General features: G+C 68.5%; 25 protein-coding genes, 3 tRNA genes and 1 pseudogene. 14 read left to right on the top strand and 15 right to left on the bottom strand.

Features of this window, described 5'->3' with window-relative positions:
* Window positions 1–141: 141 nt before the first annotated feature.
* Complete coding sequence (locus tag J2853_RS06640; protein ID WP_307556026.1) at window positions 142–1,347, top strand: NAD(P)/FAD-dependent oxidoreductase; 1,206 nt, start codon at window positions 142–144, stop codon at window positions 1,345–1,347.
* Window positions 1,344–2,264 carry an RNA polymerase sigma-70 factor gene (locus tag J2853_RS06635; protein ID WP_307556023.1) on the top strand — a complete coding sequence of 307 codons (921 nt, stop codon included), beginning with the start codon at window positions 1,344–1,346 and terminating at the stop codon, window positions 2,262–2,264. The genes J2853_RS06640 and J2853_RS06635 overlap by 4 nt, the downstream gene beginning before the upstream one ends.
* A gap of 19 nt (window positions 2,265–2,283) precedes the next feature.
* Here J2853_RS06635 and J2853_RS06630 read toward each other — a convergent pair whose 3' ends face one another.
* From J2853_RS06630 to J2853_RS06615, 4 genes are all read right to left on the bottom strand, one after another.
* The gene (locus tag J2853_RS06630; protein WP_307556021.1) at window positions 2,284–2,946 is read right to left on the bottom strand and encodes a DUF4097 family beta strand repeat-containing protein; all 663 of its coding nucleotides are present in this window, start codon (window positions 2,944–2,946) and stop codon (window positions 2,284–2,286) included.
* 484 nt (window positions 2,947–3,430) lie between these two features.
* Entirely contained in the window at window positions 3,431–4,777 is a 1,347-nt protein-coding gene (locus J2853_RS06625) for a transposase (protein ID WP_307556019.1), read from the bottom strand.
* A gap of 223 nt (window positions 4,778–5,000) precedes the next feature.
* A complete protein-coding gene (locus J2853_RS06620; RefSeq protein WP_307556017.1) occupies window positions 5,001–5,519 on the bottom strand; it encodes a ricin-type beta-trefoil lectin domain protein in 519 nt (172 codons plus the stop codon).
* A 212-nt stretch (window positions 5,520–5,731) separates the two neighbouring features.
* A complete protein-coding gene (locus J2853_RS06615; protein ID WP_307556014.1) occupies window positions 5,732–6,172 on the bottom strand; it encodes an MBL fold metallo-hydrolase in 441 nt (146 codons plus the stop codon).
* 12 nt (window positions 6,173–6,184) lie between these two features.
* Between J2853_RS06615 and J2853_RS06610 the strand changes: the two genes are divergently transcribed.
* A complete protein-coding gene (locus J2853_RS06610; RefSeq protein ID WP_307556012.1) occupies window positions 6,185–6,562 on the top strand; it encodes a MarR family winged helix-turn-helix transcriptional regulator in 378 nt (125 codons plus the stop codon).
* 87 nt (window positions 6,563–6,649) lie between these two features.
* On the opposite strand, the gene J2853_RS06605 is transcribed toward J2853_RS06610, so the two are convergent.
* From J2853_RS06605 to J2853_RS06595, 3 genes are all read right to left on the bottom strand, one after another.
* Window positions 6,650–7,426, bottom strand: coding sequence for an SDR family oxidoreductase (locus tag J2853_RS06605; protein ID WP_307556011.1), 777 nt, complete (start codon window positions 7,424–7,426; stop codon window positions 6,650–6,652).
* Between the two features lie 246 nt (window positions 7,427–7,672).
* Window positions 7,673–8,464 carry an inositol monophosphatase family protein gene (locus J2853_RS06600; RefSeq protein ID WP_307556009.1) on the bottom strand — a complete coding sequence of 264 codons (792 nt, stop codon included), beginning with the start codon at window positions 8,462–8,464 and terminating at the stop codon, window positions 7,673–7,675.
* Between the two features lie 127 nt (window positions 8,465–8,591).
* Entirely contained in the window at window positions 8,592–9,101 is a 510-nt protein-coding gene (locus J2853_RS06595) for a MarR family winged helix-turn-helix transcriptional regulator (RefSeq protein WP_307556007.1), read from the bottom strand.
* 454 nt (window positions 9,102–9,555) lie between these two features.
* On the opposite strand from J2853_RS06595, the gene J2853_RS06590 reads away from it, so the two are divergent.
* The 3 genes from J2853_RS06590 to J2853_RS06580 all read left to right on the top strand — a co-directional run bounded on the left by J2853_RS06590 (window position 9,556) and on the right by J2853_RS06580 (window position 12,536).
* The gene (locus J2853_RS06590; protein ID WP_307556005.1) at window positions 9,556–10,611 is read left to right on the top strand and encodes an SDR family oxidoreductase; all 1,056 of its coding nucleotides are present in this window, start codon (window positions 9,556–9,558) and stop codon (window positions 10,609–10,611) included.
* Window positions 10,612–10,632: 21 nt separating this feature from the next.
* The gene (locus J2853_RS06585; protein WP_307556002.1) at window positions 10,633–10,830 is read left to right on the top strand and encodes a hypothetical protein; all 198 of its coding nucleotides are present in this window, start codon (window positions 10,633–10,635) and stop codon (window positions 10,828–10,830) included.
* Window positions 10,831–11,054: 224 nt separating this feature from the next.
* Window positions 11,055–12,536 (top strand): UDP-N-acetylmuramoyl-L-alanyl-D-glutamate--2,6-diaminopimelate ligase, encoded by a 1,482-nt coding sequence (locus J2853_RS06580; RefSeq protein WP_307556001.1) that lies wholly within the window; start codon window positions 11,055–11,057, stop codon window positions 12,534–12,536.
* 93 nt (window positions 12,537–12,629) lie between these two features.
* On the opposite strand, the gene J2853_RS06575 is transcribed toward J2853_RS06580, so the two are convergent.
* Together J2853_RS06575 and J2853_RS47775 are read right to left on the bottom strand one after the other, a co-directional pair.
* Window positions 12,630–12,806: a hypothetical protein gene (locus J2853_RS06575; RefSeq protein WP_307569044.1), complete on the bottom strand. Its 177-nt coding sequence runs from the start codon at window positions 12,804–12,806 to the stop codon at window positions 12,630–12,632.
* On the bottom strand, window positions 12,725–12,931 hold the full coding sequence (locus tag J2853_RS47775) for a PIG-L family deacetylase (protein WP_370879517.1): 207 nt from the start codon (window positions 12,929–12,931) through the stop codon (window positions 12,725–12,727). Before J2853_RS47775 ends, J2853_RS06575 begins: the two co-directional genes overlap by 82 nt.
* 290 nt (window positions 12,932–13,221) lie before the next feature.
* On the opposite strand from J2853_RS47775, the gene J2853_RS06565 reads away from it, so the two are divergent.
* Window positions 13,222–13,746 carry a hypothetical protein gene (locus tag J2853_RS06565; RefSeq protein WP_307555999.1) on the top strand — a complete coding sequence of 175 codons (525 nt, stop codon included), beginning with the start codon at window positions 13,222–13,224 and terminating at the stop codon, window positions 13,744–13,746.
* 168 nt (window positions 13,747–13,914) lie between these two features.
* On the opposite strand, the gene J2853_RS47770 is transcribed toward J2853_RS06565, so the two are convergent.
* The 3 genes and pseudogenes from J2853_RS47770 to J2853_RS06555 form a co-directional block, all read right to left on the bottom strand.
* The gene (locus J2853_RS47770) at window positions 13,915–14,076 is read right to left on the bottom strand and encodes a hypothetical protein (RefSeq protein WP_370879516.1); all 162 of its coding nucleotides are present in this window, start codon (window positions 14,074–14,076) and stop codon (window positions 13,915–13,917) included.
* A 312-nt stretch (window positions 14,077–14,388) separates the two neighbouring features.
* Window positions 14,389–14,541, bottom strand: a pseudogene (locus tag J2853_RS06560) (hypothetical protein); the annotation flags it as partial.
* Between the two features lie 133 nt (window positions 14,542–14,674).
* Window positions 14,675–15,493, bottom strand: coding sequence for a PIG-L family deacetylase (locus tag J2853_RS06555; RefSeq protein ID WP_307555995.1), 819 nt, complete (start codon window positions 15,491–15,493; stop codon window positions 14,675–14,677).
* 208 nt (window positions 15,494–15,701) lie between these two features.
* On the opposite strand from J2853_RS06555, the gene J2853_RS06550 reads away from it, so the two are divergent.
* Both J2853_RS06550 and J2853_RS06545 read left to right on the top strand, forming a co-directional pair.
* Window positions 15,702–16,820: an LLM class flavin-dependent oxidoreductase gene (locus J2853_RS06550; RefSeq protein WP_307555993.1), complete on the top strand. Its 1,119-nt coding sequence runs from the start codon at window positions 15,702–15,704 to the stop codon at window positions 16,818–16,820.
* Between the two features lie 75 nt (window positions 16,821–16,895).
* Complete coding sequence (locus J2853_RS06545) at window positions 16,896–17,513, top strand: FMN reductase (RefSeq protein WP_307555991.1); 618 nt, start codon at window positions 16,896–16,898, stop codon at window positions 17,511–17,513.
* Between the two features lie 188 nt (window positions 17,514–17,701).
* Here J2853_RS06545 and J2853_RS06540 read toward each other — a convergent pair whose 3' ends face one another.
* On the bottom strand, window positions 17,702–18,787 hold the full coding sequence (locus J2853_RS06540; RefSeq protein WP_307555990.1) for a Gfo/Idh/MocA family protein: 1,086 nt from the start codon (window positions 18,785–18,787) through the stop codon (window positions 17,702–17,704).
* A 325-nt stretch (window positions 18,788–19,112) separates the two neighbouring features.
* Window positions 19,113–19,919 carry a maleylpyruvate isomerase family mycothiol-dependent enzyme gene (locus tag J2853_RS06535; protein ID WP_307555988.1) on the bottom strand — a complete coding sequence of 269 codons (807 nt, stop codon included), beginning with the start codon at window positions 19,917–19,919 and terminating at the stop codon, window positions 19,113–19,115.
* A 415-nt stretch (window positions 19,920–20,334) separates the two neighbouring features.
* On the opposite strand from J2853_RS06535, the gene J2853_RS06530 reads away from it, so the two are divergent.
* The 5 genes from J2853_RS06530 to J2853_RS06510 all read left to right on the top strand — a co-directional run bounded on the left by J2853_RS06530 (window position 20,335) and on the right by J2853_RS06510 (window position 22,978).
* Window positions 20,335–21,273 (top strand): ATP-grasp domain-containing protein, encoded by a 939-nt coding sequence (locus J2853_RS06530; RefSeq protein ID WP_307555986.1) that lies wholly within the window; start codon window positions 20,335–20,337, stop codon window positions 21,271–21,273.
* Window positions 21,273–22,298 (top strand): LLM class flavin-dependent oxidoreductase, encoded by a 1,026-nt coding sequence (locus J2853_RS06525; protein ID WP_307555984.1) that lies wholly within the window; start codon window positions 21,273–21,275, stop codon window positions 22,296–22,298. Before J2853_RS06530 ends, J2853_RS06525 begins: the two co-directional genes overlap by 1 nt.
* Window positions 22,299–22,749: 451 nt before the next feature.
* Window positions 22,750–22,822: transfer RNA gene (locus J2853_RS06520), tRNA-Met, on the top strand.
* A gap of 4 nt (window positions 22,823–22,826) precedes the next feature.
* Window positions 22,827–22,899 (top strand) — tRNA-Arg (locus tag J2853_RS06515).
* Between the two features lie 2 nt (window positions 22,900–22,901).
* Window positions 22,902–22,978: transfer RNA gene (locus J2853_RS06510), tRNA-His, on the top strand.
* Between the two features lie 100 nt (window positions 22,979–23,078).
* On the opposite strand, the gene J2853_RS06505 is transcribed toward J2853_RS06510, so the two are convergent.
* The gene (locus J2853_RS06505; protein ID WP_307555982.1) at window positions 23,079–23,696 is read right to left on the bottom strand and encodes a phosphoribosylanthranilate isomerase; all 618 of its coding nucleotides are present in this window, start codon (window positions 23,694–23,696) and stop codon (window positions 23,079–23,081) included.
* Window positions 23,697–23,761 lie beyond the last annotated feature (65 nt).

Here is a 23,761-nt window from a genome sequence, read left to right as displayed (position 1 = left end):
TTCGCGTGATCCGTCCCGTCTGCCGGGGCTCCGTCTCAACCGCCATCGCTCCCTTGTGACGCACATCACACCGGCCCCATGTCACGGACCGGTGAGCAGCTTGCATCTCGTGGTCGTCCGCATGAGATGAAAGGCACAACGATGATCACACACAGCGAAACCGGCACGGCGGCCACCCACCACGTTCTGATTCTGGGGGCGGGGTACGCCGGCATGGCCGCGGCGATCCAGCTCGCGGCCCGCGTCAGGCGGCGCGAGGATGTGCGGGTGACCCTGGTGAACCCGCAGGAGCGGTTCACCGAGCGGTTGCGGCTGCACATGTCGGCGACCGGGCAGCAGGTCGCCGGGATGAACATTCCGGACCTGCTGGAGGGCACGGGTGCGCGGTTCGTGCGCGGCTGGGTGACGGCGGTGGATGTGACCGCGAAGACCGTGCGGATCGACGACAACCGGGTCCTGCACTACGACACGCTGGTCTACGGCCTGGGCAGCGTGACCGACACGGCGGCGGTACCGGGCGTGGAGGACCACGCCTACACCCTCGACGGCGCCCAGGACGCCGGGTTGCTGGCCGACCGGCTGGCTCGGCTCGGGCGCGGCACGGTGGTGGTCGGCGGAAGCGGGCTGACGGGAGTCGAGTCGGCCGCGGAGATCGCCGAGCGGTACCCGGAGCTGAACGTCGTGCTGCTGGGCTGGCAGGAGCCCGGCGCGGCCATGAGCCCCAAACCGAAGGCCTATCTGCAGGCCACGCTCGCACGCCTTGGCGTCCAGGTGCGCAGCGGGATCGAGGTGGTGAAGGTGCTGCCCGACTCGGTCGAGCTCGCGGACGGGCGGAGCATCGCCGCCGATGTCGTCCTGTGGACGAGCGGTACGCAGGTGTCGCCGCTGGCGTCCGCCGCCGGTCTGACCGTCGACGAGCGTGGCCGCGTCGTCACCGACGCCACGCTGCGATCGGTGTCGCACCCCGACGTGTACGCCGTGGGTGACGCGGCCGCCATCCGCCAGGGCTACGGCGTCATGCACGGCACCTGCCAGGGCGGCATGCCGACCGGGGTGCACGCGGCGGTGTCGATCCTCCGCACGCTGAACGGCAAGCGGCCCAAGCCGTTCCGCTTCGGCTACTACCACACGCCGGTGAGCCTGGGACGGCATGACGCGGTCGTTCAGTTCACCCACCCCGACGACAGTCCCCGACGGGTGTATCTGACCGGTCGCATGGCGGCACGGTATAAGGAGACGGTGACCGCCTCCCCCTGGCCGACCTACGGCCGTATGAAGAAGATGCCGGCCTCAGGCGCGTTCTGGCCCCATGGCGGCCGCTTCACCCGCGTCCGGGGTGTGCGGTGACCCACCCGTCCCCTGAGCGCGACCAGCAGGTGTACGACCAGCATCGCAACCTGCTGTTCTCGGTGGCCTACCGCGTCCTCGGCACCGTGGCCGACGCCGAGGACGCGGTCCAGGACGCCTGGATCAAATGGTCGGCAGCCGACCGTTCGCAGGTGGCCGACCCCAAGGCCTATCTGGCGCGGATCGTGTCGAATCTGGCGCTGCAACGGCTGCGCTCCACCCAGCGTCAGCGTGAGACCTACGTGGGGCCGTGGCTTCCCGAACCCATCCTCACCGGCAACGACACCGCCGACGACATCACGAGCACCGAGTCGGTGTCGATGGCGATGCTGGTGGTGCTGGAGACCCTCAGCCCGCTTGAGCGCGCGGTGTTCGTGCTGAAGGAGGTCTTCGGCTTCAGCCATGCCGAGATCGCGGAGGCGGTGGAGCGTTCCGAGGCCGCGGTGCGCCAGGCCGCGCACCGTGCTCGTGAGCACGTGCGCGCCCGGCGGCCGCGTTTCACCGCGGACCGGTCGCGGCAGCGCGACGTCACCGAGAGGTTCCTCGCCGCCGCGACCGGCGGTGACCTCAACACCCTCATGCAACTGCTGTCCCCGGACGTCACGCTGTGGACCGACGGCGGCGGCAAGGTCCGCCAGGCACTGCGTCCGATCGTGGGCGCGCAAACCGTGGCCGCCTGGTTCTCCGCCATCGGCAAGGTCACCTACCAGGGTGTCGAGCCTGCCGACATGAACGCCGAACTGGTCGAGATCAACGGCGGTCCGGGCATGGTGTTCAGCGGCCTGGACCGCGTGATCGCCACTGTCACTTTCGATTTCGACGCCGATGGTCGCATCACCACCATTCACAACGTCGCCAACCCAGACAAACTCCGGGCCATCGCCGACGGGACCACCCGCGACGTCGGCACGCCCTGAGAGTGCCGGTTCTGCTTCTTCAGAGGCTGCGGGCGGTGATGTCGCCGCTGGAGGTGGTGGCGCGGATGTCCAGGACGGCGGTGCCGTCGTTCTTCAGGGCGTTGGTGATCCGGCCGTAGGAGGTGCCGGCGTCCAGGGCGGCCGAGACCCCGGCGGCGGCGCCGACCGAGATGTCACCGGACTGGGTGCGCAGCACCACCGTGCCGCCCATGGCCTCGGTGATGCGGATGTCGCCCCGTGCGGTGCTGATGTCCGCGGGGCCGCCCAACCGGCCGACCTCGACGTCGCCGTCGACCGCGGTGAGGCGGAGGGCGGCGGCCTCGTCGATTTTGATCTGGCGGTAGGCGCCGTCGAAGGTGACGTCGCCGAGGCGGCCGACGCCGCGCAGTTCGGAGCCGGCGGTGGTGGCCTTGATGTGGGAGCCGGTGGGCAGTTTGACGGTGACCTCGATGGATCCGGAGGGGCCGAAGTACTGGTTCTTCGTCGCGGTCTCGATCCGCAGGACGCCGTCGGTGTAGACGACCGTGGTCTGTTCGGCGGCCTTGACGTCGCGGCTCTTGGCGGGGTTGGTGGGCCGGACCTCGACGATGGTGTCGGCCCGGTCGGCGGCGATGAACTGGAGGCGTCCGGCGGGGATGTCCAGGACGGCGGAGATCGGGGCGGGGGTGGTGAAGGTCTGCATGGGGTGCTCCTTGCGCTGTGCCATGTTGTTTCTGACATCGCAAACGCTACGTTGCTTTCCAGATTTACACAACACACACGTTGCATGATATTTAAATATGCGCAGGTAGATGCCATAAAAGTGTTGCAACCGTCTTGACGATAAAGCAACGAAGAATGTATCGATCATTGCACTTGATGAGAAGTGAACGCTACGGCGGGGGCCAGGGACCACCGCGAGGGGTCACCGAGGAGACCATGATGGCCGGAGGCGGGCTCACCTGGCAGGACCGCCGGCGGATCGCGCCCGGGCCGGCCGACGGCCTGCCGCTGCCACACCTCTTCATGATCCCTCACGCACGCGACTCGGGCGGGTCGGGCCGGACCGGGGAAACCCGTCGTGATTGCTCGCGGCGGGTTTCCCCGGATCGACCCGACATGACAGGCCGTAACCCGAAAGCCCGCTCCGTTGCGGACGCTGTTGGTTAATTCCGCCCCGCTGGATCTCATCCAGCGGGGCGGAGCGCTGCGAAGGGCGAGATGCGGGTCTTGGCGAGTGGTCTGCCGGTGAGCCAGGCATCAATGCGGGCGAGGTTGACGGCAGCGCCGGTGAAGTGATGCTGCAACCAGGTCTTGGCGAGGCTGCGGTAGCGGGATCTGCGCAGGCCGAACGCCTGGACGCCCTGTGAGATGGTGCCCTCAACGCCGGCTCGGTGTCCGTAGCGACGGCGCCAGTGGTCGGTGTCCTGCTCGATGCCGTGATCGCGGCGGGCGTGGTGGATCTGTTCGGCGTCGATGTATCCGGCGTCCACCAGGTGCTCGTCCGGCAGCAGGCCCCGTTCGGCCAGGGCGGTGTGAATGTCCTCCAGGACCAGGACGTCGTTGATGGGCGCCGGCGTGGTGCGAACGTGAGTGATCAGATGCGGGGCGTCGGGCTCGCAGGTCTCGCTGAGGTGGACTTTGTAACCGGACCAGCCCAGGTCCCGTTTCGACCCCGTGCGGGCTTCGGGCTCGTAGGGGGTCCGCAAGCGGATCAGGCCCAGCGGGAGGTCCTTCGTCCCACGCCAACGCACGGTGCCCTCGACGTGCTGGAACTGCTGTACCCAGGTCTGCCGCAGGAACTCCACCGCGGGTAGCTTTCGCAATGTGGGCGATGACGTGGCCGACCAGACGGCCTTCAGCAGCGTCATGCCGTCGGTGCCGCACTGGTCGGCGTGTTCGACGCGGGCCGCCCACCGGGACGCGAAGCGGCTGTCCTCCGGCCTGGCCGAGTAGCGGTCGAACCACTCCGGCGGCGACACCGTCACCAGCCAGGCTCCGGCCTCCTCCGCCACCTGGTTCAGGGCCGCCCGCAGGGTCTCGACCACGAACTCCAGCCGGTTCAGGTCTCTTGTTGCGGCCAGCACGTGGGTGGCATCCGTGCGCTGCCGCCCGCCCGCCTTGACCAGCCCTGCCTCACCGGCCGCCCGGAGTACCGCGTCGAACACCATCTGACCGGCTTCGCCGTCGACCAGTCGGGCGCGGAACTCACTGAGCACCGAGAAGTCGAATCCGGTGTCGGCCAACTCCAGCGAAAGGGCATACTTCCAGTCCAGACGCGAGCGGACCGCGTGCGCGGCCTGCCGGTCGGTCAGCCCCTCCGCGAACTGCAACACCGACACCAGCGCCAGCCGGGCCGGAGACACCACCGGCCGCCCTCGGGCCGGGAACAGCTCCTCGAAATCAGCATCCGAGAACACCGGCCCGAGCGCATCCCGCACTCGCATCACCAGGCAGCCCTTCGGGAACACCGCACGCGCCAGCCGAGCGGTCTCCTCCGGGATCTCCCCCAGATCCACCCCACGCAACGACACCGAACCCACCCCTCAACACGACGATGGCCTGCACAACCCCAACGGGGTCGTACAGGCCATCGTCACGCCCGCACCCTATTTACCAACAGCGTCCGTTGCGGAGCGGGCTTTCGGGTTACGGCCTCAGCCGACCTTTTCGGAGGACTTCTCGCCCCCGTCCGACGCCCCTTTGCGGGGTGCGGCCGGGAGCGGTTTCAACGGGGCGTGCAGCAGCCCCGCGTGATCAGAGGGTGTCCTTGACCTTGATCTGGCCACCGTCGACCACGAACTTCTGGTTGGCGTGGTCCATGCACTGCCACAGGCGCATCCCGGTGTTGTTGGTGCGCTCGTTGGTGGTGTCCAGGCACACCTGCCGATTGGTGCCGACGGTGTCCTTGACCTTGATCTGGCCACCGTCGACCACGAACTTCTGGTTGGCGTGGTCCATGCACTGCCACAGGCGCACCTCGGTGCCGTTGGCGCGCTCGTTGGTGGCGTCCAGGCACACCTGCCGATTGGTGCCGACGGTGTCCTTGACCTTGATCTGGCCACCGTCGACCACGAACCTCAGGTTGGCGTGGTCCATGCACTGCCACAGGCGCACCTCGGTGCCGTTGGCGCGCTCGTTGGTGGCGTCCAGGCACACGGGGGCCGGAGCGAGGGCGGCGCCGGCAACGGGCGTGGATGCCGCGGCGGGCAGGGTTGCGATCGCGCTCACGGCGGCGACAGCGGCGACGGTCAGCAGATGGCGGGCAAGCAGCATTGATGTCTCCCAGGAGAGGTTGATCAGAACGCGAACACGATCTCATAACCCAGAGTGATTGATCAATTACATTCGGTCGCCGACCTGCGGGCAGCCTGCCGTCCCGCTTCAGACTCGCAGCGATCTCCACGGCCCGTGACCGTGACCATCCGTCCAAGGTCGCGCGCTTTGGGTACGCGACTTCACGGGAAGCCCGTACGCGATCATCGTTGTCATCGCTCGCCCTCGGATGGTCGGGCGTCAAGAGGGCGCCAGGCGGGGCCGGTGCCCTCCCGGCGGACCTGTCCGAACACCACGTCGGCGAAGTGGACGCCGAAGCCGATCGTGTCGGTTTCTTCCAGCTCGGCGACGAGGCGGCGGCGGTGGTCGGCGGACCGGACAGGGTCGTGGTCGACGGCCGCGGACCATTCGGGGTGGTCGACCTGGATCGGTGAGTGCAGGGCGTCGCCGAAGGCGATCAGCCGCCGCCCGCCCGATGTGATGACGTACTCGGCATGCCCGGGCGTGTGGCCGGCCGTGATCCGGACCCGCACACCGGGGAAGATCTCCTGCCCGTCTGTCACCGTACGGACGCGCGGCGCCAGCGCGTCGACCTCCTTGGCCATGCCGTGCGCCTTCAGCAGGTCGCGCCGGGCCCATTCCGGCTCGGTCACGAAGTAGTCGGCATGGGCGAAAGCGGGCTGGTCACCACCCGGGGCGGGATGCCAGGCCCAGCCGAGATGATGGGCCTCACCGCGGCACAGGCGACCGCGCTACGGGAGATGACCGGGCCGATGACCATGCGCGATCTCGCCGAGCGCATGAGCTGCGAGCCCTCCAACGCCACCTTCATCGTCGACAAGCTCGAGAAACAGGGCCTGATCGAGCGCCGCGCGCACCCCACCGACCGACGTGCCAAGCAACTCGTCCTCACGGGTGAGGGCAACGCCCTCCGCGACCGGCTCCTCGAACTCCTCGTCCACGACTCACCGCTGGCCGGTCTCACCCCCCAGCAGCAGCGCCTCCTTCATGGCCTGCTGGAGCAAGCCATCACCCGTCCATGAGCCCGCACCTCACCTGACCGGCAGGTCGGCGGCGGCACTCCCCTCGCGCCGTCCGCCGACGCCCTCGGCACGGCTCGTGCGCGGCCGTCAGGCGGGCTGGCCGGTCGGCATGACGATGACCTCCTGCAGGTTCGCCCGCGGCGGCAGGGTCGCGATGAAGCCGACGATCTGGGCGATGTCCTGCGGCGTGAGCCACTCCATCGTCTGCTTGGAGGAATCCAGCCACTCTCGCGCGCCGTCGTCGGTGACGTGGCTTTGCAACTCGGTGCCCACTGTGCCCGGCGAGATCGCGGAGACCCGCACCTGCTTGGCGCCCAGTTCGGTCCGCAAGTTCCGTGACAGCTGCGTGACGTACGCCTTGGTGCCGCAGTAGACGGCGAAGTTCGGGAAGATGTTGTGGGCCGCGATCGAGGCGGTGTTGACCAGATCGGCGACTCCCCGCTCGGCCGCGGTCCGGACAAGCTGCGGGACGAACGCGCCGATGGCGTTCATCAGCCCGGTGATGTTCAGGTCGATCTGGTGCTGCCACTGATCGGTGCGCAACTCCTCGATCGGCGCCGGCAGCATGACACCCGCGTTGTTGAACAGCAGATCCGCGCCGCCCAGCTCCTCCTCCACCGTGTCAGCGACCTCGCGCAGCCGATCCGCATGCGTCACGTCGGCGGCGATCCCCATCGCGCTGCCGCCGTTCTTCTCGATTCGAGTGACCAGATCCTCCAGGCGCCCCTCCCGCCGTGCCACCACCGCCACCTTGGCACCCAGCCACGCCAGATGCTCGGCAGCGGCCTCACCGATGCCACTGGAGGCGCCGACGATGACGGCTACGCGCCCGTCCAGGGGCTTGGCGGAACTCTGAACGGTCATGACAATCCGCCCCTTCCTCCTGTGCTCCTTTGTTCCCGCCATATCCACCCGAAGATCCACAAATCACGCCTTGTCAAACACTTGCGCAATGTTGAGGACACTGAGCGCGGCGCGATCGCCTGCTCGACCGCCGGCGGTGCGCCCCGAGACCGGAACCGTGCGACGTGCCGCGGCGGGCGATGACCGGTGCGATGCGTGAGCGGGGCGTGTGGGCCGGGCCGGTGCACAGTGGGCCGCCGGTATCCGTCACCGGCATGGGCGGATGAGGTCCAGCAGCGCCGCGTGGGTCTCCTGGTCGGCCGCCACGACGAGCCCGCCCGCACCGGTGTGCGGCGGCAGGCCGTCGAGGCCGGTCACCACGCATCCGGCGGCCCGGCACAACGCGACCCCGGCGGCGAAGTGCACGCTGTCATGAAGCCGGCCGTCGGTGACGTAGGCGGCCCGCCGGCCGGCGGCGACCCAGGCCACCGCCAGGGTGGTGGAGACGACGCGCGGGCGGAACCGCTCGGCGAACCCCGGATCGGCGAGCAGGGCGGCGGCGCGGAAGGCGGGTGCGCTCGGAAACGGCGGGTCGAGGTTGACGTCCACCAGCCGCGAATCCGGCGACGGCTTGAGCGGCTCGTCCATGCCACCGCGGCGGACGCAGGCGTGGAGGCCATCGGTCCAGAACACCTCGTCGGCGAACGGGTCGGCCGAGGCCGCCACCGTGATGTCCGAGCCCACCCGCAAGGCGACGTTCACCGCCACCAGCATGCTGCGCACGGCGTAGTTCAGCGTGCCGCACAGAGGGTCGACCAGCCACATGCGCTCGGCCCCCGCCGGGCCCGTACGCCCGATCTCCTCGCCGGTCACAGCATCACCGGGCCGGGCGGTGCGAATGACATCGAGGATGGCCCGCTCCGCCTCCATGTCGGCGGCCGTGGCGAAGTCACCACCGGATTTCTCCACGCGCACCGGCGACGCGCCGAACATGGCGCGCACGACGGCCGCTCCCGCCTGCGCCGCCGTACGGGCCAGCTCAACATCAGTGGTCAGCATGAGTCGCAGGATAGATCAGGCGAGATCGGCCGCTTGACGCCGGTGCGCCGGGCGTCGAAGGACCGGGGAGGGCGGGCCGGTGTCCGTCACGCGCCGTCGGAGGACGGGGGGTGCGGGCCGGTGTCCGTCACGCGCCGGGGGCGGTACCGGTGACGAGCTTGGCCAGCAGCCGCGTCAGGTCGGCCCGCTCCCCGTCGGTGAGCGGGGCCAGTGTCTGCTTCAGGACCCCCGGGACTTCCTGATCCGCGTCGGCCAGCAGCGTGCGGCCGCTTTCGGTGAGGTGGACGGAGTAGGCGCGGCGGTCGGCGGAGTCACGGTGACGCTGCACGTGGCCGCCCTTCTCCAGGGCGTCGATGCATCGGACCATCGTGCTGCGATCGATGCGCAACTCGTCGGAGAGGGCCTGCTGCGAGGCGGGACCGACGGCGTCGAGCATCTGAAGGATCATGTGCTGGGCGAGCGTGATCCCGTGCAGTGCCGCCGCCTCCTCAGCCGTGCGTACGGCGAGCAGCGACGCTTTGCACAGGGCGATGTCGGGTCGGCGGTCGGCGAGCTGAGCGAAGAACTCCCCCCGGCGCGAACGCTGCGAGTCGTTTGCGGGGCCGGTGGGTGCCGAGGGGTCATGCAAGGCGCTCATGCCGGGATTCTACCCGCGACGTCGACAGTCCTGCGCTACGGAAACTATCAGCGTTGAGATTATTTGACGTGAACATCTGGAGAGGTGTAGACATGGCGAAACAATCTCACGAGAAATGATTGACGATGAGACGAACGTGCAAGTCGGCGCATCGCATCACCGGGAGCGTCTCCCCGGCCGCGTTGGTCGCGGTTGGCGTCACCGCGTTCGTGCCGCCTCCGACCCACACGATCGCCTCCGCACCATCCGGACCTCACCGCACGCGGGCCAGGAGGGTCCGCGATGAGCCGTGAACGGCCACGCCCTCACCCACCATCGCGAACGCCCGATCGAACTCCGCCCTCCCCAGGCCATTCACCAGATGGTCGATTTATCGCAAACCATTTCGAGCAGACCTCATGCCAATCGCCGAGACGCGGCCTGACGTCATATTCACATCCATTTTGGAGGACTCATGAACACGGAACGAAAAGTCGCCCTCGTTGTCGGGGCGAACGGAGTCGTCGGTCGCGACATCATCGACCATCTTCACACCCTCGGCGACTGGGAAATCGTCGGGATTTCACGACGCGGCGGCGAGGACACCGGCCGTGTCCGTTATATCGCCGTCGACCTGCTCGACCCCGATGAGGCCCGCGAGAAACTGGGCGGGCTGACCGAAGTCACTCACATCTTCTACGCCGCGTTCCAGGACCGGCCGAGCTGGGCCGAGCTCGTACCCCCCAACCTCGCGATGCTGGTCAACACCGTGGACGCGATCGAGCCGATCGCGCCCGGACTGCGGCACATCAGCCTCATGCAGGGCTACAAGGTCTACGGCGCGCATCTCGGCCCGTTCAAGACTCCGGCCCGGGAGACGGACGCCGGACACATGCCGCCGGAGTTCAACGTGGACCAGCAGTCATTCCTCGAACGACGCAACCAGGGAAAAGCCTGGACGTGGTCGGCCATCCGGCCGTCGATGGTGGGTGGAGCCGCGCTCGGCAACCCGATGAACCTGGCGCTGGTGATCGCGGTGTACGCGTCGATCTCGAAGGAGCTCGGACTCCCGCTGCGTTTTCCGGGGAAGCCCGGCGCCTACGACAGCCTGCTGGAGATGACCGACGCCAACCTGCTCGCGAAGGCCACCGTCTGGGCGGCCACCGACGAACGCGGCGCGCGGCAGGCGTTCAACATCGCCAACGGCGATCTGTTCCGGTGGAACGAGATGTGGCCCAAGATCGCCGCCTTCTTCGACATGGAAGTCGCTCCGCCGCTGCCGATGTCGCTCGAAACCGTGATGGCGGACAAGGAATCGCTGTGGAAGGAGATGGCCGCGAAATACGGTCTCGCGCATTCCTACGACGAAGTGTCGTGCTGGGGTTTCGGCGATTTCGTCTTCGCGCTGGACTATGACATGTTCGGCGACACGTCGAAGTCCCGGCGAGCCGGTTTCCATGAATACGTCGAGACCGAGCAGATGTTCCTCGCCATTTTTGCGGAATTCCGCAGACTAAAGATCATCCCTTAGCCCGCCGCGAACCTCCGGCCGATGGAACAGCGGCCGACCGCCGTGGTCTCCGGCCACAAGGATCGGCCAGGCCGGACAACCCCGGCACCGTCGACCGGACCCGCCGCCATCTCCTGGACGAGCGACGACCGCTCGCCGAAGGGCCCCCTCCCTCACAACGGCCTCGCCCAGGACAACGGCGACCGGACGCATCGGCCAGACCGCGATCTACTCGGCTGACTTCCGCTGGGTCGTCATCGCCCTCGCCGTTCTCGTGGTCATCACCACGGCCGCGACAGCGGGAACGGCCGGCGGGCATCGGCAGGCGTTCCCGCATCAGGCCGAACAGCGAGCGGTCGAGGCCGAACACAACCGCTCCTCTCCGGGGGTGTGTCATCGGCGTGTTACCCGGCTTCGGCCTTTCCCGCGCGACAGGCTGGCGCAAAAAAGAGAGTGCGGGACCGATGAAGCTGAGTGACCTCCTCACCGGATACGACCATCAAGTGCTGCAGGGCGACCCGGAGTCGGCTGACGTCAAGGCCGGTGTCGTCTGTGACTCGCGGCGGACGACCTCTGGGTCGATGTACGTCGCCATGCGGGGTTCGCGCACGGACGGACATCGGTTCGTGCGCGAGGCCGTCGAACGGGGCGCCATGGCGGCAATGATCGATCACCCGATCGCCGGCGCTCTGCCCCGGCAGGTGTGCGTGGTACGGGTGGCGGACACGCGCGCGGCGGTTCCGGTGGTGGCCTCCAGGTATTTCGGTGAGCCCGCACGCGAGATGGACATCGTGGCTGTCACCGGTACGAACGGCAAGACCTCGGTCTCCTCCATGGTGGAGGCGGTGCTGCGCACCGGGGCGAACGCGAGGGCGGGGGTCATCGGTACCGAGGGCTGCCGCGTCGGCCACGAACCGATCGCGGTGGACAGGACGACTCCCACCACCCCGGAGTCGGCGGATCTGCAGCACATCCTGCGTCGTATGCGCGACCGAGGGGCGAACACGGTGATCATGGAGGCATCCTCGATGGCTCTGATGCTGCGCCGGGTGGACTGCACCGACATCGATGTCGGGGTGTTCACCAACCTGACGCCCGACCATCTGGATGATCACGGCGACATGGAGCAGTACAAGGCCGCCAAACTGCGATTGTTCCGCATGTGCCGCCGAGCGGTGGCGAACGCCGACGACCCGGTCAGCGTGGACATCGCCGCCCTGATGCCTGGGGCGGTCACCACGTTCGGCATCGACAACGACGCGGCGGATTTCCGGGCGACCGATCTGGCGACAAGGCCCTCCGGTACGAGGTTCGTCCTGCATCACGACGGCCGCCGGACGCCGGCGGCGGTGCCCGTTCCGGGCAGGTTCGCCGTACACAACGCGCTGGCCACGGTGGCGATCTGCCACCTGCTGGGTCAGGACGTGAACGTGGTCCTTGACGCGCTGGCGTCGCTGCCGCCGATCCCCGGCCGGTTCGAGACCTTCCAGACCTCCGAAGGCGTGTCGGTGATCGTGGACTATGCCCACTCCCCCGACTCGCTGGAAAAGGTCCTGACGACGATCGGCGGATTCGCCCGCCGCCGCGTCATCACGGTCTTCGGCGCCGGCGGCGACCGCGACAGAACCAAGCGTGCGCCCATGGGCGAGATCGCCGGCCGACACTCCAGCCTGGTGGTGGTCACCAACGACAACCCGCGTGACGAGGATCCCGGGGCCATCGCGGATCAGATCATTGCCGGGGTGGCCCGGACCGGCACCGACGTCGAGCGGATCCTCGACCGCCAGGCGGCGATCAGGCGGGCGCTGAGCGTGGCCGAACCCGATGACATCGTGTTGATCGCAGGCAAGGGCTCCGAGAAGTATCAGATCATCGGCAGGCGGGCCGTCCACTGCGACGACATGGAGACCGTCCGGAAACTGACCGCGAATCCGTCAACCTCCTGACGGCCGGCCAGGCCGCACGATGACGCCCGCGTCCTCCACGACGGGCGTGGGGAAGAGCGACGTAGAAGCCGGAGCCCGTCCCGGAAGGTCGGCTCACCTCCACCGGCGTGGAGAGGGCTTGCCCACGAGCGCCTCCAGCGCCTTGACCTTGCGCTCCATGTGGGGAGCCACGTCCACCACAGAGGTGATCAGCGCCTCCGGGGTGCCGAAGTCCGGGGGAAATTCCAGATCCTCGGGAGCGGCACCGGTCGAGCGGAGATACGCGAACACCTCCTGGGAATGCCGGTGGCCTCGGCCGCGGCCACCGCGATCCGGTGAGCCTGGATGTGGTCGGGGTGACCATAGTTGCCGTTCTCGTCGTAGGTGACGACGACCTGCGGGCGGTAGCGCTTCATCAGCTCGGCCAGCCGACCGGCGGCCGTCTCCACCGGAACGTTGGCGAATTCAATTGTTCCCCTACGGCTAGGAAGGCCCAGGCACCGCCACTCGACCACCGGAACGGAAGCGGCAGCGGACGGAGGGCTCTTCGTATTGGCTGACACCGAAGCCGCATACCAGTGCGTAAGCAGCTGCAACACGCCAGCCCAGTGATTGACTACTATGCGCACCCAAGCAAACACTTAACGCAAGAAGCCTCCTCGGCGTCGCACTCCGCACATACAAACCCATAGCAGGAGAAATGCATATGAATGTCACACAGGTGACGGAAGATGTGTACCGGCGCGCCGCCATCGAAACTTCAGGCCGACGGGCCTTCCTGTCCAGAACCCTCAGCGTGACAGCCGGTCTCGTCGGAGCCGCAGCGGCCGGGGCGTATGCTGCTCCGGCGTTCGCCCAGAAGTCCACACTCCATGCGGCGCAGCAGGTCACCTTTTTGGTGCACTTCGGGAACTTCTTCTGCCTCAAGGCACAGGAGAGCACCGATGAATGCTGGCTGAAATTCGACGGCATTACCCTTTACCGGGGATCGATGAGGGCTGGCCCCGCATGGACGCGCTTCCTGCAGAATGGCCCTACTCGCACCCAGGCCCTGAACCAATCGGTAGCCATCGTATGGCTATTGGAGGAGGACAGCCCTGACCCGGACGATCGTTTCGGCACTCACACGATCAGGCAGGACGAGGCGGGGCAGGGTTGGAAACAGTGCCGCTTCACGCTCGACGGGGCACATTACGGCCTCGACTACCACGTTGAACGAGCTGTCATATAAGCCCTGCCCGCATGAAAGCCCCGCCCGGCCTCCCCTTCTTTCGCTTCTGTGGTGATCGGACCTTACGGATCTCGAAGTCCGTTGCGACTCCCCGAGCCGGGGTGTTGCGACGACCGCCAGAACGGAAGAAGGGAAGCCGGGGCGTTGCCCTGAAAATCACCAGGCGACCTACCCGGCGGTAAGCATCCATGGCGGAAGCAGCGAACCAAAGCCACGCCGAGCGGAGTCACGACGCCCGTCCCTGACCGGCCGGACACCCCGCCGGTTCAAGCTGCCGGCGATCTCCTCCGAGGAGTCCCCACCCAAGTACCGCTCGGTGATCTCGCGCACCACCTCGGCATGGCTGTACCAGTTCACCGCCAGCGGACCGGCGTGCCGTGCGAAGCACGCCGTCTCGATCGCGGCACGACGCTCATGTACCCGCTCAGGCCCAATCGTCGTCTTGCCCGGATGCCACCAATCGGTCCACTCCCGAACCGGGGGCTTCGATCACCTGCCCGCCAGCGGCCAGCTTGGCGCGGACCGGCGCGACGAGTTCCTTAAGGAACTCATCCTCCTTAAGGAACTCGTCGCGCTCACCGACGGCTATCGGGAGTCCTCCGAGTCGTGGGCCGAACCGCTGCGGTCGCCGATCTCGTCATCGGGGGCGATCTTCGGCATGCGGCCGGTGAGGTCGCGGGCGAGCTCGCTCTTGGCGGTGCCGGGCGGGCCGAGCAGCAGGCTGTGCCGGCCGGTCAGCATGCAGGACATCAGGGCCCGTACCGTACCGGTCCGCTCAAGGTAGCGATCGGTCACTTACCCTGGGATCGGTTTCGCACCGTAATGCGCGGAATCCGACGGACTTGTCAGGTCTTCGCCATGCACAGCCCGATGTACACCAGCCAGGGCGTGGTGCACATCGGGCGTACGCATGTCTGCGAAAGCCTTCCTATCGGAGGCCGTCGAAGAGGTCGTCCTCGTGGTCGGAGGCGGCGGGGACGTGGTTGACGTGGCGGATGAAGGACTCCGTGTCGAACACCCGCTGCTGGGCCTCGGCGGGCATCCGCAAGAAGAAGATGTTCTCGCCCTGACTGGCGTGCGCCTCCAGCGCCTTGACCTTGCGCTCCACGTAGGGAGCCACGTCCACCACGGAGGTGATCAGCGCCTCCGGGGTGCCGAAGTCCGGGGGAAATTCCAGGTCCTCGGGAGCGGCACCGGTCGAGCGGAGATACGCGAACACCTCGGCCATCCGCTCACGGGGCACGGCGGTGTAGTAGAGCTTGCGGGGAATGCCGGTGGCCTCGGCCGCGGCCACCGCGATCCGGTGAGCCTGGATGTGGTCGGGGTGACCATAGTTGCCGTTCTCGTCGTAGGTGACGACGACCTGCGGGCGGTAGCGCTCCATCAGCTCGGCCAGCCGACCGGCGGCCGTCTCCACCGGAACGTTGGCGAAGGCGTCCTCCGCCTCGTTTCCGGCCCAGCCGACCATGCCCGAGTCGCGGTAGCCGAGCGGCTCCACGTGCGAGATCCCGAGCTGGGTCGCCGAGGCGCGGAGCTCCTCCAGGCGCAGCGCGCTCACCGCCGCCTCGTCGTGACCGGCCTCTCCCGGCTTCACCCCGCCGGGACCGTCACCCTGCTCACCGTTCGTACAGGTGACCAGAACGGTGCGGATGCCCTCGTCCGCGTATTTGGCGAAGATGCCGCCCGTCCCGATCACCTCGTCATCGGGATGGGCGTGAACCGCCATCAGTGTCAGCTCACCACTCACCAAAACCGCCCCCTTTATAAGAAAACCCTTGAAGCGCCCCACCCTATGACGCTCCACCGACAGTCCGAGCCGCCGGTCACGCCTCGCTCACGACGTAGGAGCGCCCCCGGCCCGACCCGTGATCGGCAGGGAGCCGGCAGGAATAAGTACACTCGCCATAACGCTACGGGTGATTGAAACTTCAACGACATAGAAGATGGTGAGCACGATGCAGTTCGGGATCTTCACCGTGGGCGACGTCACTCCGGACCCCACCACGGGTAAGACACCGAGTGAGCGCGAGCGGATCAAGGCGATGGTGACCATCGCGCTCAAGGCGGAAGAGGTCGGCCTCGACGTCTTCGCGACCGGTGAGCACCACAACCCGCCCTTCGTGCCATCGTCGCCGACGACCATGCTCGGCTACATCGCCGCGCGGACCGAGCGGCTGATCCTGTCGACGTCCACAACGCTGATCACCACCAACGACCCGGTCAAGATCGCCGAAGATTACGCGATGCTGCAGCACCTCGCCGACGGACGCGTCGACCTGATGATGGGCCGCGGCAACACCGGCCCGGTGTATCCGTGGTTCGGGCAGGACATCCGCCAGGGCATCCCGCTGGCCATCGAGAACTACGCGCTGCTGCACCGGCTGTGGCGCGAGGACGTGGTGGACTGGCAGGGCCGCTTCCGCACGCCTCTGCAGGGCTTCACCTCAACCCCCCGGCCGCTGGACGGGGTCCCGCCGTTCGTCTGGCACGGCTCGATCCGCAGCCCGGAGATCGCCGAGCAGGCCGCCTACTACGGCGACGGCTTCTTCGCCAACAACATCTTCTGGCCCAAGGACCACTACATCCGCCTGATCGAGCTGTACCGGGAGCGCTTCGCCCACTACGGCCACGGCACCCCCGAGCAGGCCGTCGTCGGACTCGGCGGTCAGGTGTTCATGCGGAAGAACTCCCAGGACGCCGTTCGCGAGTTCCGCCCCTACTTCGACAACGCGCCCGTGTACGGCCACGGCCCGTCGCTGGAGGATTTCACCGAGCAGACCCCCCTCACGGTGGGCAGCCCGCAGGAGGTCATCGACAAGACCCTGACGTTCCGTGACTCCTTCGGCGACTACCAGCGCCAGCTGTTCCTGATGGACCACGCCGGACTGCCCCTCAAGACCGTTCTGGAGCAACTCGACATCCTCGGCGAGGAGGTCGTGCCCGTGCTGCGCAAGGAGTTCGCCGCCGGCCGGCCGAGCCAGGTGCCGGACGGCCCCACCCACCGGGCTCTCGTCGCCCGCCGCGACGCCGAGGCGGGCGAGCAGCCCTCCGTCTCCGCCGACTCCTCCGTCTGACCTCCACCTGAGCAAGAACAACCAGTTGACATCCGCCCCGGGCCGCGAGCCCGGGGCCTTCGCGGAAGGACTTCGATGAGTCCCCTCAATCTCGTGGTCGTCTCGGCGGGTCTCAGCCAGCCCTCCTCGACCCGTCTGCTGGCCGATCGCCTGACGGAGGCGACCAGGCAGCGCCTGGCCGGGGAGCGCGAGGTCGAGGTGCGCGTGGTCGAACTGCGCGACCTGGCCGTCGACATCGCCAAGAACCTGGTGACCGGCTTCCCCAGCACCGCGCTGCGTGAGGCGCTTGAGGCGGTGACCGAGGCGGACGGTGTCATCGCGGTGACGCCGATCTTCACCGCCTCCTACAGCGGCCTGTTCAAGTCGTTCTTCGACGTGATCGACAACACCGCGCTCGCCGGAAAGCCCGTGCTCATCGCGGCGACCGGTGGTACGGCCCGGCACTCGCTCGCTCTCGAACACGCGCTGCGCCCGTTGTTCGTCTACCTGCGCGCGCTCGTCGTGCCCACCGCCGTCTACGCCGCCTCCGAGGACTGGGGCACGGGCGGTGACGCGCTCACCGACGGCCTTCCCGCCCGGATCGCCCGCGCCTCGGAGGAACTGGTGGATCTCATCCTGCGCCGGCCGGCCGCCACCAAGCAGGCCGACGCCGTCATCCCGTTCGAGCAGCAGCTCGCGGCGCTACGCCCCTGAGAACGGCGGCTCGCAGGACTACATCCCCTGAGAGCGGCGGCACGCGGGATCGTGCCCCTGAGGACAGCGGCTCGCGCCACCGCCCCCCGATCACGGGCGGGCGGGGAGCCCGCGTTGCGGGACCACCCCGTCCGGCGGCCGATTCGGCCGCCGGCTCCCCGCTCGCTGTCCGGCACCGTGACGCACCCCTACCGGGCCCACGCCTCGCGGCCGGTGGTGACGTCGGCCCCGGTGCGCACCGCCTCCTCGATCGCCAGGCTGAGCAGGTGGTCCTGGCATCCGTCCGCCAGGGAGTAGGGCTCAGGGGCCTCGCCCCGGCACCACGACGTCATCTGGCACAGGAGCGAGACGACGGCCAGGTCGTCCTCGGAGAACCGCGCGCCCTGGTAGTCGTTGCGATAGACCACGCGCCCGTCGAAACTGATGTGGTCCAGGTCGAAGCCCTCCAGGTTGAGGTCGATCCCGGTCTGGCGTCGCGTGAGGTGGGACTCCACCGGGGTCCTCGGGTCGATCAGGCGCACCACGCGGTCGTCCACCAGCTCCCCCACGGACCCGCGGATGACGATCCGCCGGCCGCGCAGCGGATTCCACCACTGGTTGTCGGTGAAGTCGTAGAGTCCCATCCCCCCGGCGAACTCCAGGGTCGCGATCGTGGTGGCCGTTTTCCTCGGCGACGGGTCACCCGTCCAGCCGTCCCTGGACAGCGGATCGGCCAGCGGGGCGGTGAAGGACCGGGCCGTCACCGTGGCCTCCTCGAAGCCGACCCCGAGCAGGTGCCGGATCATGGACACGGCGTGGTACAGGTGCGTCGAGGAGACCTGCACGGAGGTCACCTCCCCGAGGACCCCTTCGCGGACGAGTGCCAGCCTCGCCGCGTGACCCGGCATGTGGAGATACTGCTCCGCGACCTGCACCAGGCCGCTGGTCCCGACGGCGGACCAGAGGTCGCGCAACCCGTCCAGATCGGCCGCCGGCGGCGTCTCCGCCAGCACCGGGACATCGAGCCTCACAAGCTCCTTGGTCACCTCGGGGGTGACCTGCCACGGCACCGAGGGAATGACGAACTCGGGGCGTTCGGCCGCGATCAGCTCCGCGACGGTACGGAACGTCGGCACTCCCCAGGCCGCCTCGACCTCGGCTCCCCGCTCGCTCGACCTGGTCACCACGCCTGAGACCGACAAGCGCTCCGGCAACTGCCTGGCCAGACGTAGGAAGAACTCCGAGCGCCACCCGCTACCGACCAGGCCGAACCGGCCCGCTGACTGTGAACTCATCATGATTCCTCTTCGCGCGGCTGATGACCACTGAGCTGGTCCTCTCCTGATCCTCCCGGTAGGGCGGCGTGGTCGCCACCGCCGGCTCCCGCGTCCGCGACGGTCCGCGGGCTCGCGGCGAACCGCGTGGTGCCGCCCGGTCGTGCGACGGCGGGCCGAGGGGGCGCCGGCCGTCCGTCCGATCGGTACGGGAACGTGGCCGAACGCGGGCAGGCGCGTTCGGCCGTGACGATCCGTCGCGGTGAAACCGGGCGTCCCGTCGCGGTGAAGCCGGGCGTCGGCGCATTCGCGAGGGCGCCTCAGCGCGCTCGCGGGGACACCCGCCTCAGAATCCCGGGAAAACCCGCCGCAGGTCGTCCAGGGTGACGGCGTCACCGGTCACCTTCACGGAGCCGGGGGTGTGCGCGTCGTCCAGCCTGCCGCTGACCAGGCGCAGCCACGCCTCGGCGGGAAGCGAGAGGACGGCGTCCGCCGATTCGGAGGGCTCGCCGAAACCGATCGTCTCACCGATCGTGAGGTCGAGGACGCGGCGGGGTTCGCTCGTCTCGACGCGGAGGGTGACCGGCCTGGAGGCCAGGGCATCGGGCTTGCCGATGAAGCCGACCAGGAAGCTGAGCGGTCCGGGAAGGAAGTCGACCAGTGCCTCACTGGCGTCCGGGGCGACGGTGGCCTTCGGGTCGAAGACCACCTTGACGTCCCAGGCGTGCAAGGCGAACTCGTTCAGGCGCATGCCGGCGACCAGCGTGACGTCGGCGGGTGCCGGCATGAAGCCAAGCTTGATCTGCAACTGCCGGCGGGTGTCGGCGTCCAGGGACTCGTAGGCGGCGACGAGTTCGGCGTCGGCGCTCAGGAAGTCTTCGGCGTGCTCCTTGGGACCCTTGGCGTTCCAGCGGTCCCACACCGACTGGTTGAAGTCCTGGCCCGGCGCGTCCTGGCCGGCCAACGCGGCCCGCAGCGACGCCAGGCCGATCTCGGCACCGCTGCCGAGATGGCTGAGCACCTGGGCGACGGTCCACTCCGAGGCGGCCGAGGGCCGGTTGAGGTCTTCGGCGTCGAGACCGCGCACCAGGGCGGAGAGATCGTCGTGATTGGTACGCAGGGCCGCGATGGTCCTGTCGATGAGCGTGGTCATGGCTTTCCCAACGAGAAGGGGGCTCCGGTCATTACATGTCAAACGAGGTAGCTGCCCACGTCGTCTCCCGAAAGCGCCCGGGCTCGACAACGGTCAGAACCGGAGCATATAAGCGCGTGATCCGGCTCCGTTGTTCCACACATCCGTTTCCCGCGGGAACAATCTCCGCCCGCGTTCCGCGTGCCGACGACCGCGATCGGACCGCGCTACGGCGGGCCGGGCTCCGCGAAGTGCTCCAGACCGGCCCGGCGGGTCTGACCGGCGGCGACGTCTCGGTACGGTGCCCGAGTCGTCGTCGAGACGCCGAACGGAGCCGACGGTTGATCGCATCGGCCGACCCGGACTGGGCTCGGTCGGTCACGCGTGCAACAATCGGCAGATTCCAGCACAATTCGACGGAAGGATGACGCGCGGCGTGAAAGCCTACATTCTCCATGAGAACCCCGAGTGGTATCCGCCGTTTGCCGCAGCCTTCGAGGCCGAGGGCGTGGACCACGAGCCCTGGCTGCTCGGAGATGGACTGCTCGACCTCGACTCCCCGCCGCCGCCCGGCGTCTACTGGTCCCGGATGAGTGCCTCATCCCACACCCGCGGGCATCTGCTCGCCAAGGACCACACGCGGGCGGTGCTCAGCTGGCTGGAGGCCTACGGCCGCCGGGTCGTCAACGGGCGCCGCGTGCTCGAACTGGAGATGAGCAAGGTCGATCAGCTCACCGCGCTGCGCGCGGCCGGGATCGAGGTGCCCTCCACCCTCGCCGTGGTCGGGCACGAGGACCTGCTGGACGCGGCGACCAAGATGCCCGCCCCCTTCATCGCCAAGCACAACCAGGGCGGCAAGGGCCTCGGCGTCGCCCTGTTCGAAAGCGCCGACGCCTTCGCCGACCACCTGAACTCACCCGGGTACGAGCCGCCGGTCGACGGCATCACCCTATTCCAGGAGTACCTCCGCGCCGAGCAGCCCCGCATCACCCGCGTGGAGGTCGTCGACGGCAGCGTCGTCTACGCGCTGACCGCGGACACCGCCCGCGGCGGCTTCGAGCTGTGCCCCGCGGACGCCTGCGCGATCCCCCCGGCGGACGACACCTGCCTGATCGACGCGCCGCCCGGATTGTTCTCGCTCCGCGAGGACTTCGACCACCCCGTGCTGGGCCAGTACCTGGACTTCTCCCGCAGGCACGGGATCGAGGTCGCCGGGTTCGAGTTCATCGAGACCACGGACGGCCGCCTGGTGACCTACGACGTCAACACCAACACCAACTACAACCCCGAGGTCGAGGCGGCGGCCCCCCGCTCCGGGCCTCGGCAGATCGCCCGCATGATCAAGCGGCTCATCGAAGAAGGGAAGGACCTCTGATGCGGTTCGGCTATTGGATGCCGATTTTCGGTGGATGGCTGCGCAATGTCCCGGACGAGGACATGAGCATCGACTGGTCCTACATCCGTGACCTCGCCGTCGGCGCCGAGCGCCAGGGCTTCGACCTCACCCTGATCGCCGAGCTCAACCTCAACGACATCAAGGGCCACCGCGCACCCGCCCTCGACTGCTGGACCCTGGCACCGGCGGTCGCCGCCGTCACCGAGCGGACGGAGCTGATGCTCGCCGTCCGGCCCAACTACCACGCGCCGTCGGCCACGGCCAAGGCCCTGTCCACGCTCGACACCATCGCGCCCGGCAGGACCAGCCTGAACGTCGTCTCCTCCTGGTGGAAGGACGAGGCGGCACAGTACGGCGCCCCGTTCGACGTGCACGACGCCCGCTACGCCCGCACCCAGGAGTGGCTGGAGGTTCTGAGCCGGCTGCTCACCGAGGACACGGTGACCCACAACGGCGCCCTGTACAACCTTCAGGGCACGGTTCTGGAGCCCAAGCCCGCCCGCCGGCCCACCGTCTACATGGGCGGGGAGTCCCCCACCGCGAAGCAGCTGATCTCGGCCCAGGGTGACGCCTACGTGATGCACGGCGACTCACCGGAGACCATCGCCGCGAAGATCGCCGACATGCGCGAGCGCCGCCAGGCCCAGGGTCTGGCGCCGCTCTCCTTCGGCGTCTCCGGTTACGTGGTCTGCCGCGACACCGAGGAGGAGGCGCAGGCCGAGCTGCAGCGCATCCTGAACGTGCGTTCCTCTCCGGAGGCCTACGCCTCCTACCAGGACTTCGTCGAGGGCTCCCAGCTGGAGTCGCAGGTCTCGCTGGAGGAGTACAGCGTCTCCAACCGCGGGCTGCGCGCCGGGCTGGTCGGCACCCCGGAGCAGATCATCGCGCGGATCAAGGCGTACGAGGAGGCCGGGGTCGACCTGATGCTGCTCCAGTTCTCGCCCCAGCACACCGAGATGGACCGCTTCGGACGCGAGGTGATCGCCGCCTACCCGCAGGGGTAGCCGAGCGCCCGCCGTGATGTGCCCGGCCCCCGCCGTGATGTGCGCGGCGGGGGCCGGCTCGTCCGATTCCGCGATCGCTCAGCCGATGGGGTGCCGCCCCCGGCTCGACCCGGGCACCCGCCGGCGCGGTACGCCGGGCGGGCAGGAGACCGCGGTACGCCGGGTGAGGGAGAGATCCTCGATCACGCCGCCGATCCCGGACGGCTTCCCGCCGATGTCCGTCGCGGTACGCGGAGTAAACGCGTTGCGGCCGGTTCCCGAAGTCCGGCATCCTTTGATCAAGCCAGTCGAGCCTCACAAGGAGGGGTCATGCGTCGTCATCACGGTCAGAACCATCGCACCATGCGTGTTCATCGCCGTATGCGCATGCCCCGGGAGGCTCGCGTGTGACGTCCGCCGTCACGACGTGAGCCGTCTTGGACCGCAGGGTCTGAGGCGGCTTTTCCTTTGGGGCGGGTGAGGGCGCTGGTGTGCTCGGCGGTTTCATAAGCCGTTGTGGGCGGGTTCGATTCCCGCACCCGCTATCCAACCTCTGTGGCGCAGTGGAGAGCGCGCCTGCTTGCGGAGCAGGAGGTCGCTGGTTCGATTCCAGCCAGAGGTGCTGCGGCCGATCCCGAAGTGGACGAGGGACCGGGTTGTGATCCCGGTGCAAGCGGGTTCGAGTCCCGTCGGCCGCCCCACGTCGATGCTCGGATCCCGGAACGGCGACAGGAGCCGCTTCCGGACCGGCGCCTTCCGTGGAGACCGCCACTGACGGCGGTCTCCACGGAAGGCGTCCGTTCACCGGTACGACGAGGGCGACCCGCCGGAGGCGCTCCGGGCGGCGGCGACGAAATCCCCGATGAGCCCGGAGTCCTTCACCCCGGGCGCGGTCTCCACACCGCTCGACACGTCCACCCCCCAGGGTCCGGCGGCGGCGATCGCCTCGGCCACGTTCGACGGGTCCAGACCTCCCGCCAGCATCCAGCGGCCCTCCGGGCGTCCGCGCACCGCCGCCCAGTCCCACGGCTCCCCCGAGCCGGGTTTGGGCGCGTCGACGATGAGCAGGTCCTCGTCGAAGGCGCCGCAGCGCAGGTCGGTGCTCGCCGCTCCGGCGCGGATCAGCGTGACGCCGAGATCTTTCAGCGCGGTGAAATCCTCATGCGGGTGGTCACCGTGCAACTGGACGGCGCGCACCCCGGCCTCCAGCGCGGCCGCCCTGACCTCCTCGGGAGCCTCGCCCGCGAACACCGCCACGGTCAGCACGTGCGAGGGCACCGCCGAGGCCAGTTCGCGCGCACGCTCGGGGGTGACGCGCCGGGAGCTCCTGGTGAGGACGAAGCCGATCGCGTCGGCGCCCGCCTCGACGGCGGCGGTGACATGCTCGGGCTCGCGCAGCCCGCAGATCTTCACGTACATCCCGCCTACGCTAGCCGCGTTTCCGCCGAGATCGGTCCTCGGTGAGGACCTCACCGGCCCGCGTC

It is taken from the genome of Streptosporangium lutulentum (assembly GCF_030811455.1).
GTDB classification, from domain to species: domain Bacteria; phylum Actinomycetota; class Actinomycetes; order Streptosporangiales; family Streptosporangiaceae; genus Streptosporangium; species Streptosporangium lutulentum.
This window is presented reverse-complemented; position numbering and strand designations above follow the sequence as displayed.

Excerpts from the sequence above, each read along its gene's own strand:
- J2853_RS06640 (WP_307556026.1), top strand. The coding sequence starts at position 142 with ATGATCACACACAGCGAAACCGGCACGGCGGCCACCCACCACGTTCTG.
- J2853_RS06630 (WP_307556021.1), bottom strand. The coding sequence starts at position 2,946 with ATGCAGACCTTCACCACCCCCGCCCCGATCTCCGCCGTCCTGGACATC.
- J2853_RS06620 (WP_307556017.1), bottom strand. The coding sequence starts at position 5,519 with ATGCTGCTTGCCCGCCATCTGCTGACCGTCGCCGCTGTCGCCGCCGTG.
- J2853_RS06610 (WP_307556012.1), top strand. The coding sequence starts at position 6,185 with ATGGGCGAAAGCGGGCTGGTCACCACCCGGGGCGGGATGCCAGGCCCA.
- J2853_RS06605 (WP_307556011.1), bottom strand. The coding sequence starts at position 7,426 with ATGACCGTTCAGAGTTCCGCCAAGCCCCTGGACGGGCGCGTAGCCGTC.
- J2853_RS06600 (WP_307556009.1), bottom strand. The coding sequence starts at position 8,464 with ATGCTGACCACTGATGTTGAGCTGGCCCGTACGGCGGCGCAGGCGGGA.
- J2853_RS06595 (WP_307556007.1), bottom strand. The coding sequence starts at position 9,101 with ATGAGCGCCTTGCATGACCCCTCGGCACCCACCGGCCCCGCAAACGAC.
- J2853_RS06590 (WP_307556005.1), top strand. The coding sequence starts at position 9,556 with ATGAACACGGAACGAAAAGTCGCCCTCGTTGTCGGGGCGAACGGAGTC.
- J2853_RS06585 (WP_307556002.1), top strand. The coding sequence starts at position 10,633 with ATGGAACAGCGGCCGACCGCCGTGGTCTCCGGCCACAAGGATCGGCCA.
- J2853_RS06580 (WP_307556001.1), top strand. The coding sequence starts at position 11,055 with ATGAAGCTGAGTGACCTCCTCACCGGATACGACCATCAAGTGCTGCAG.
- J2853_RS47775 (WP_370879517.1), bottom strand. The coding sequence starts at position 12,931 with ATGAAGCGCTACCGCCCGCAGGTCGTCGTCACCTACGACGAGAACGGC.
- J2853_RS06565 (WP_307555999.1), top strand. The coding sequence starts at position 13,222 with ATGAATGTCACACAGGTGACGGAAGATGTGTACCGGCGCGCCGCCATC.
- J2853_RS06550 (WP_307555993.1), top strand. The coding sequence starts at position 15,702 with ATGCAGTTCGGGATCTTCACCGTGGGCGACGTCACTCCGGACCCCACC.
- J2853_RS06545 (WP_307555991.1), top strand. The coding sequence starts at position 16,896 with ATGAGTCCCCTCAATCTCGTGGTCGTCTCGGCGGGTCTCAGCCAGCCC.
- J2853_RS06540 (WP_307555990.1), bottom strand. The coding sequence starts at position 18,787 with ATGAGTTCACAGTCAGCGGGCCGGTTCGGCCTGGTCGGTAGCGGGTGG.
- J2853_RS06535 (WP_307555988.1), bottom strand. The coding sequence starts at position 19,919 with ATGACCACGCTCATCGACAGGACCATCGCGGCCCTGCGTACCAATCAC.
- J2853_RS06525 (WP_307555984.1), top strand. The coding sequence starts at position 21,273 with ATGCGGTTCGGCTATTGGATGCCGATTTTCGGTGGATGGCTGCGCAAT.
- J2853_RS06505 (WP_307555982.1), bottom strand. The coding sequence starts at position 23,696 with ATGTACGTGAAGATCTGCGGGCTGCGCGAGCCCGAGCATGTCACCGCC.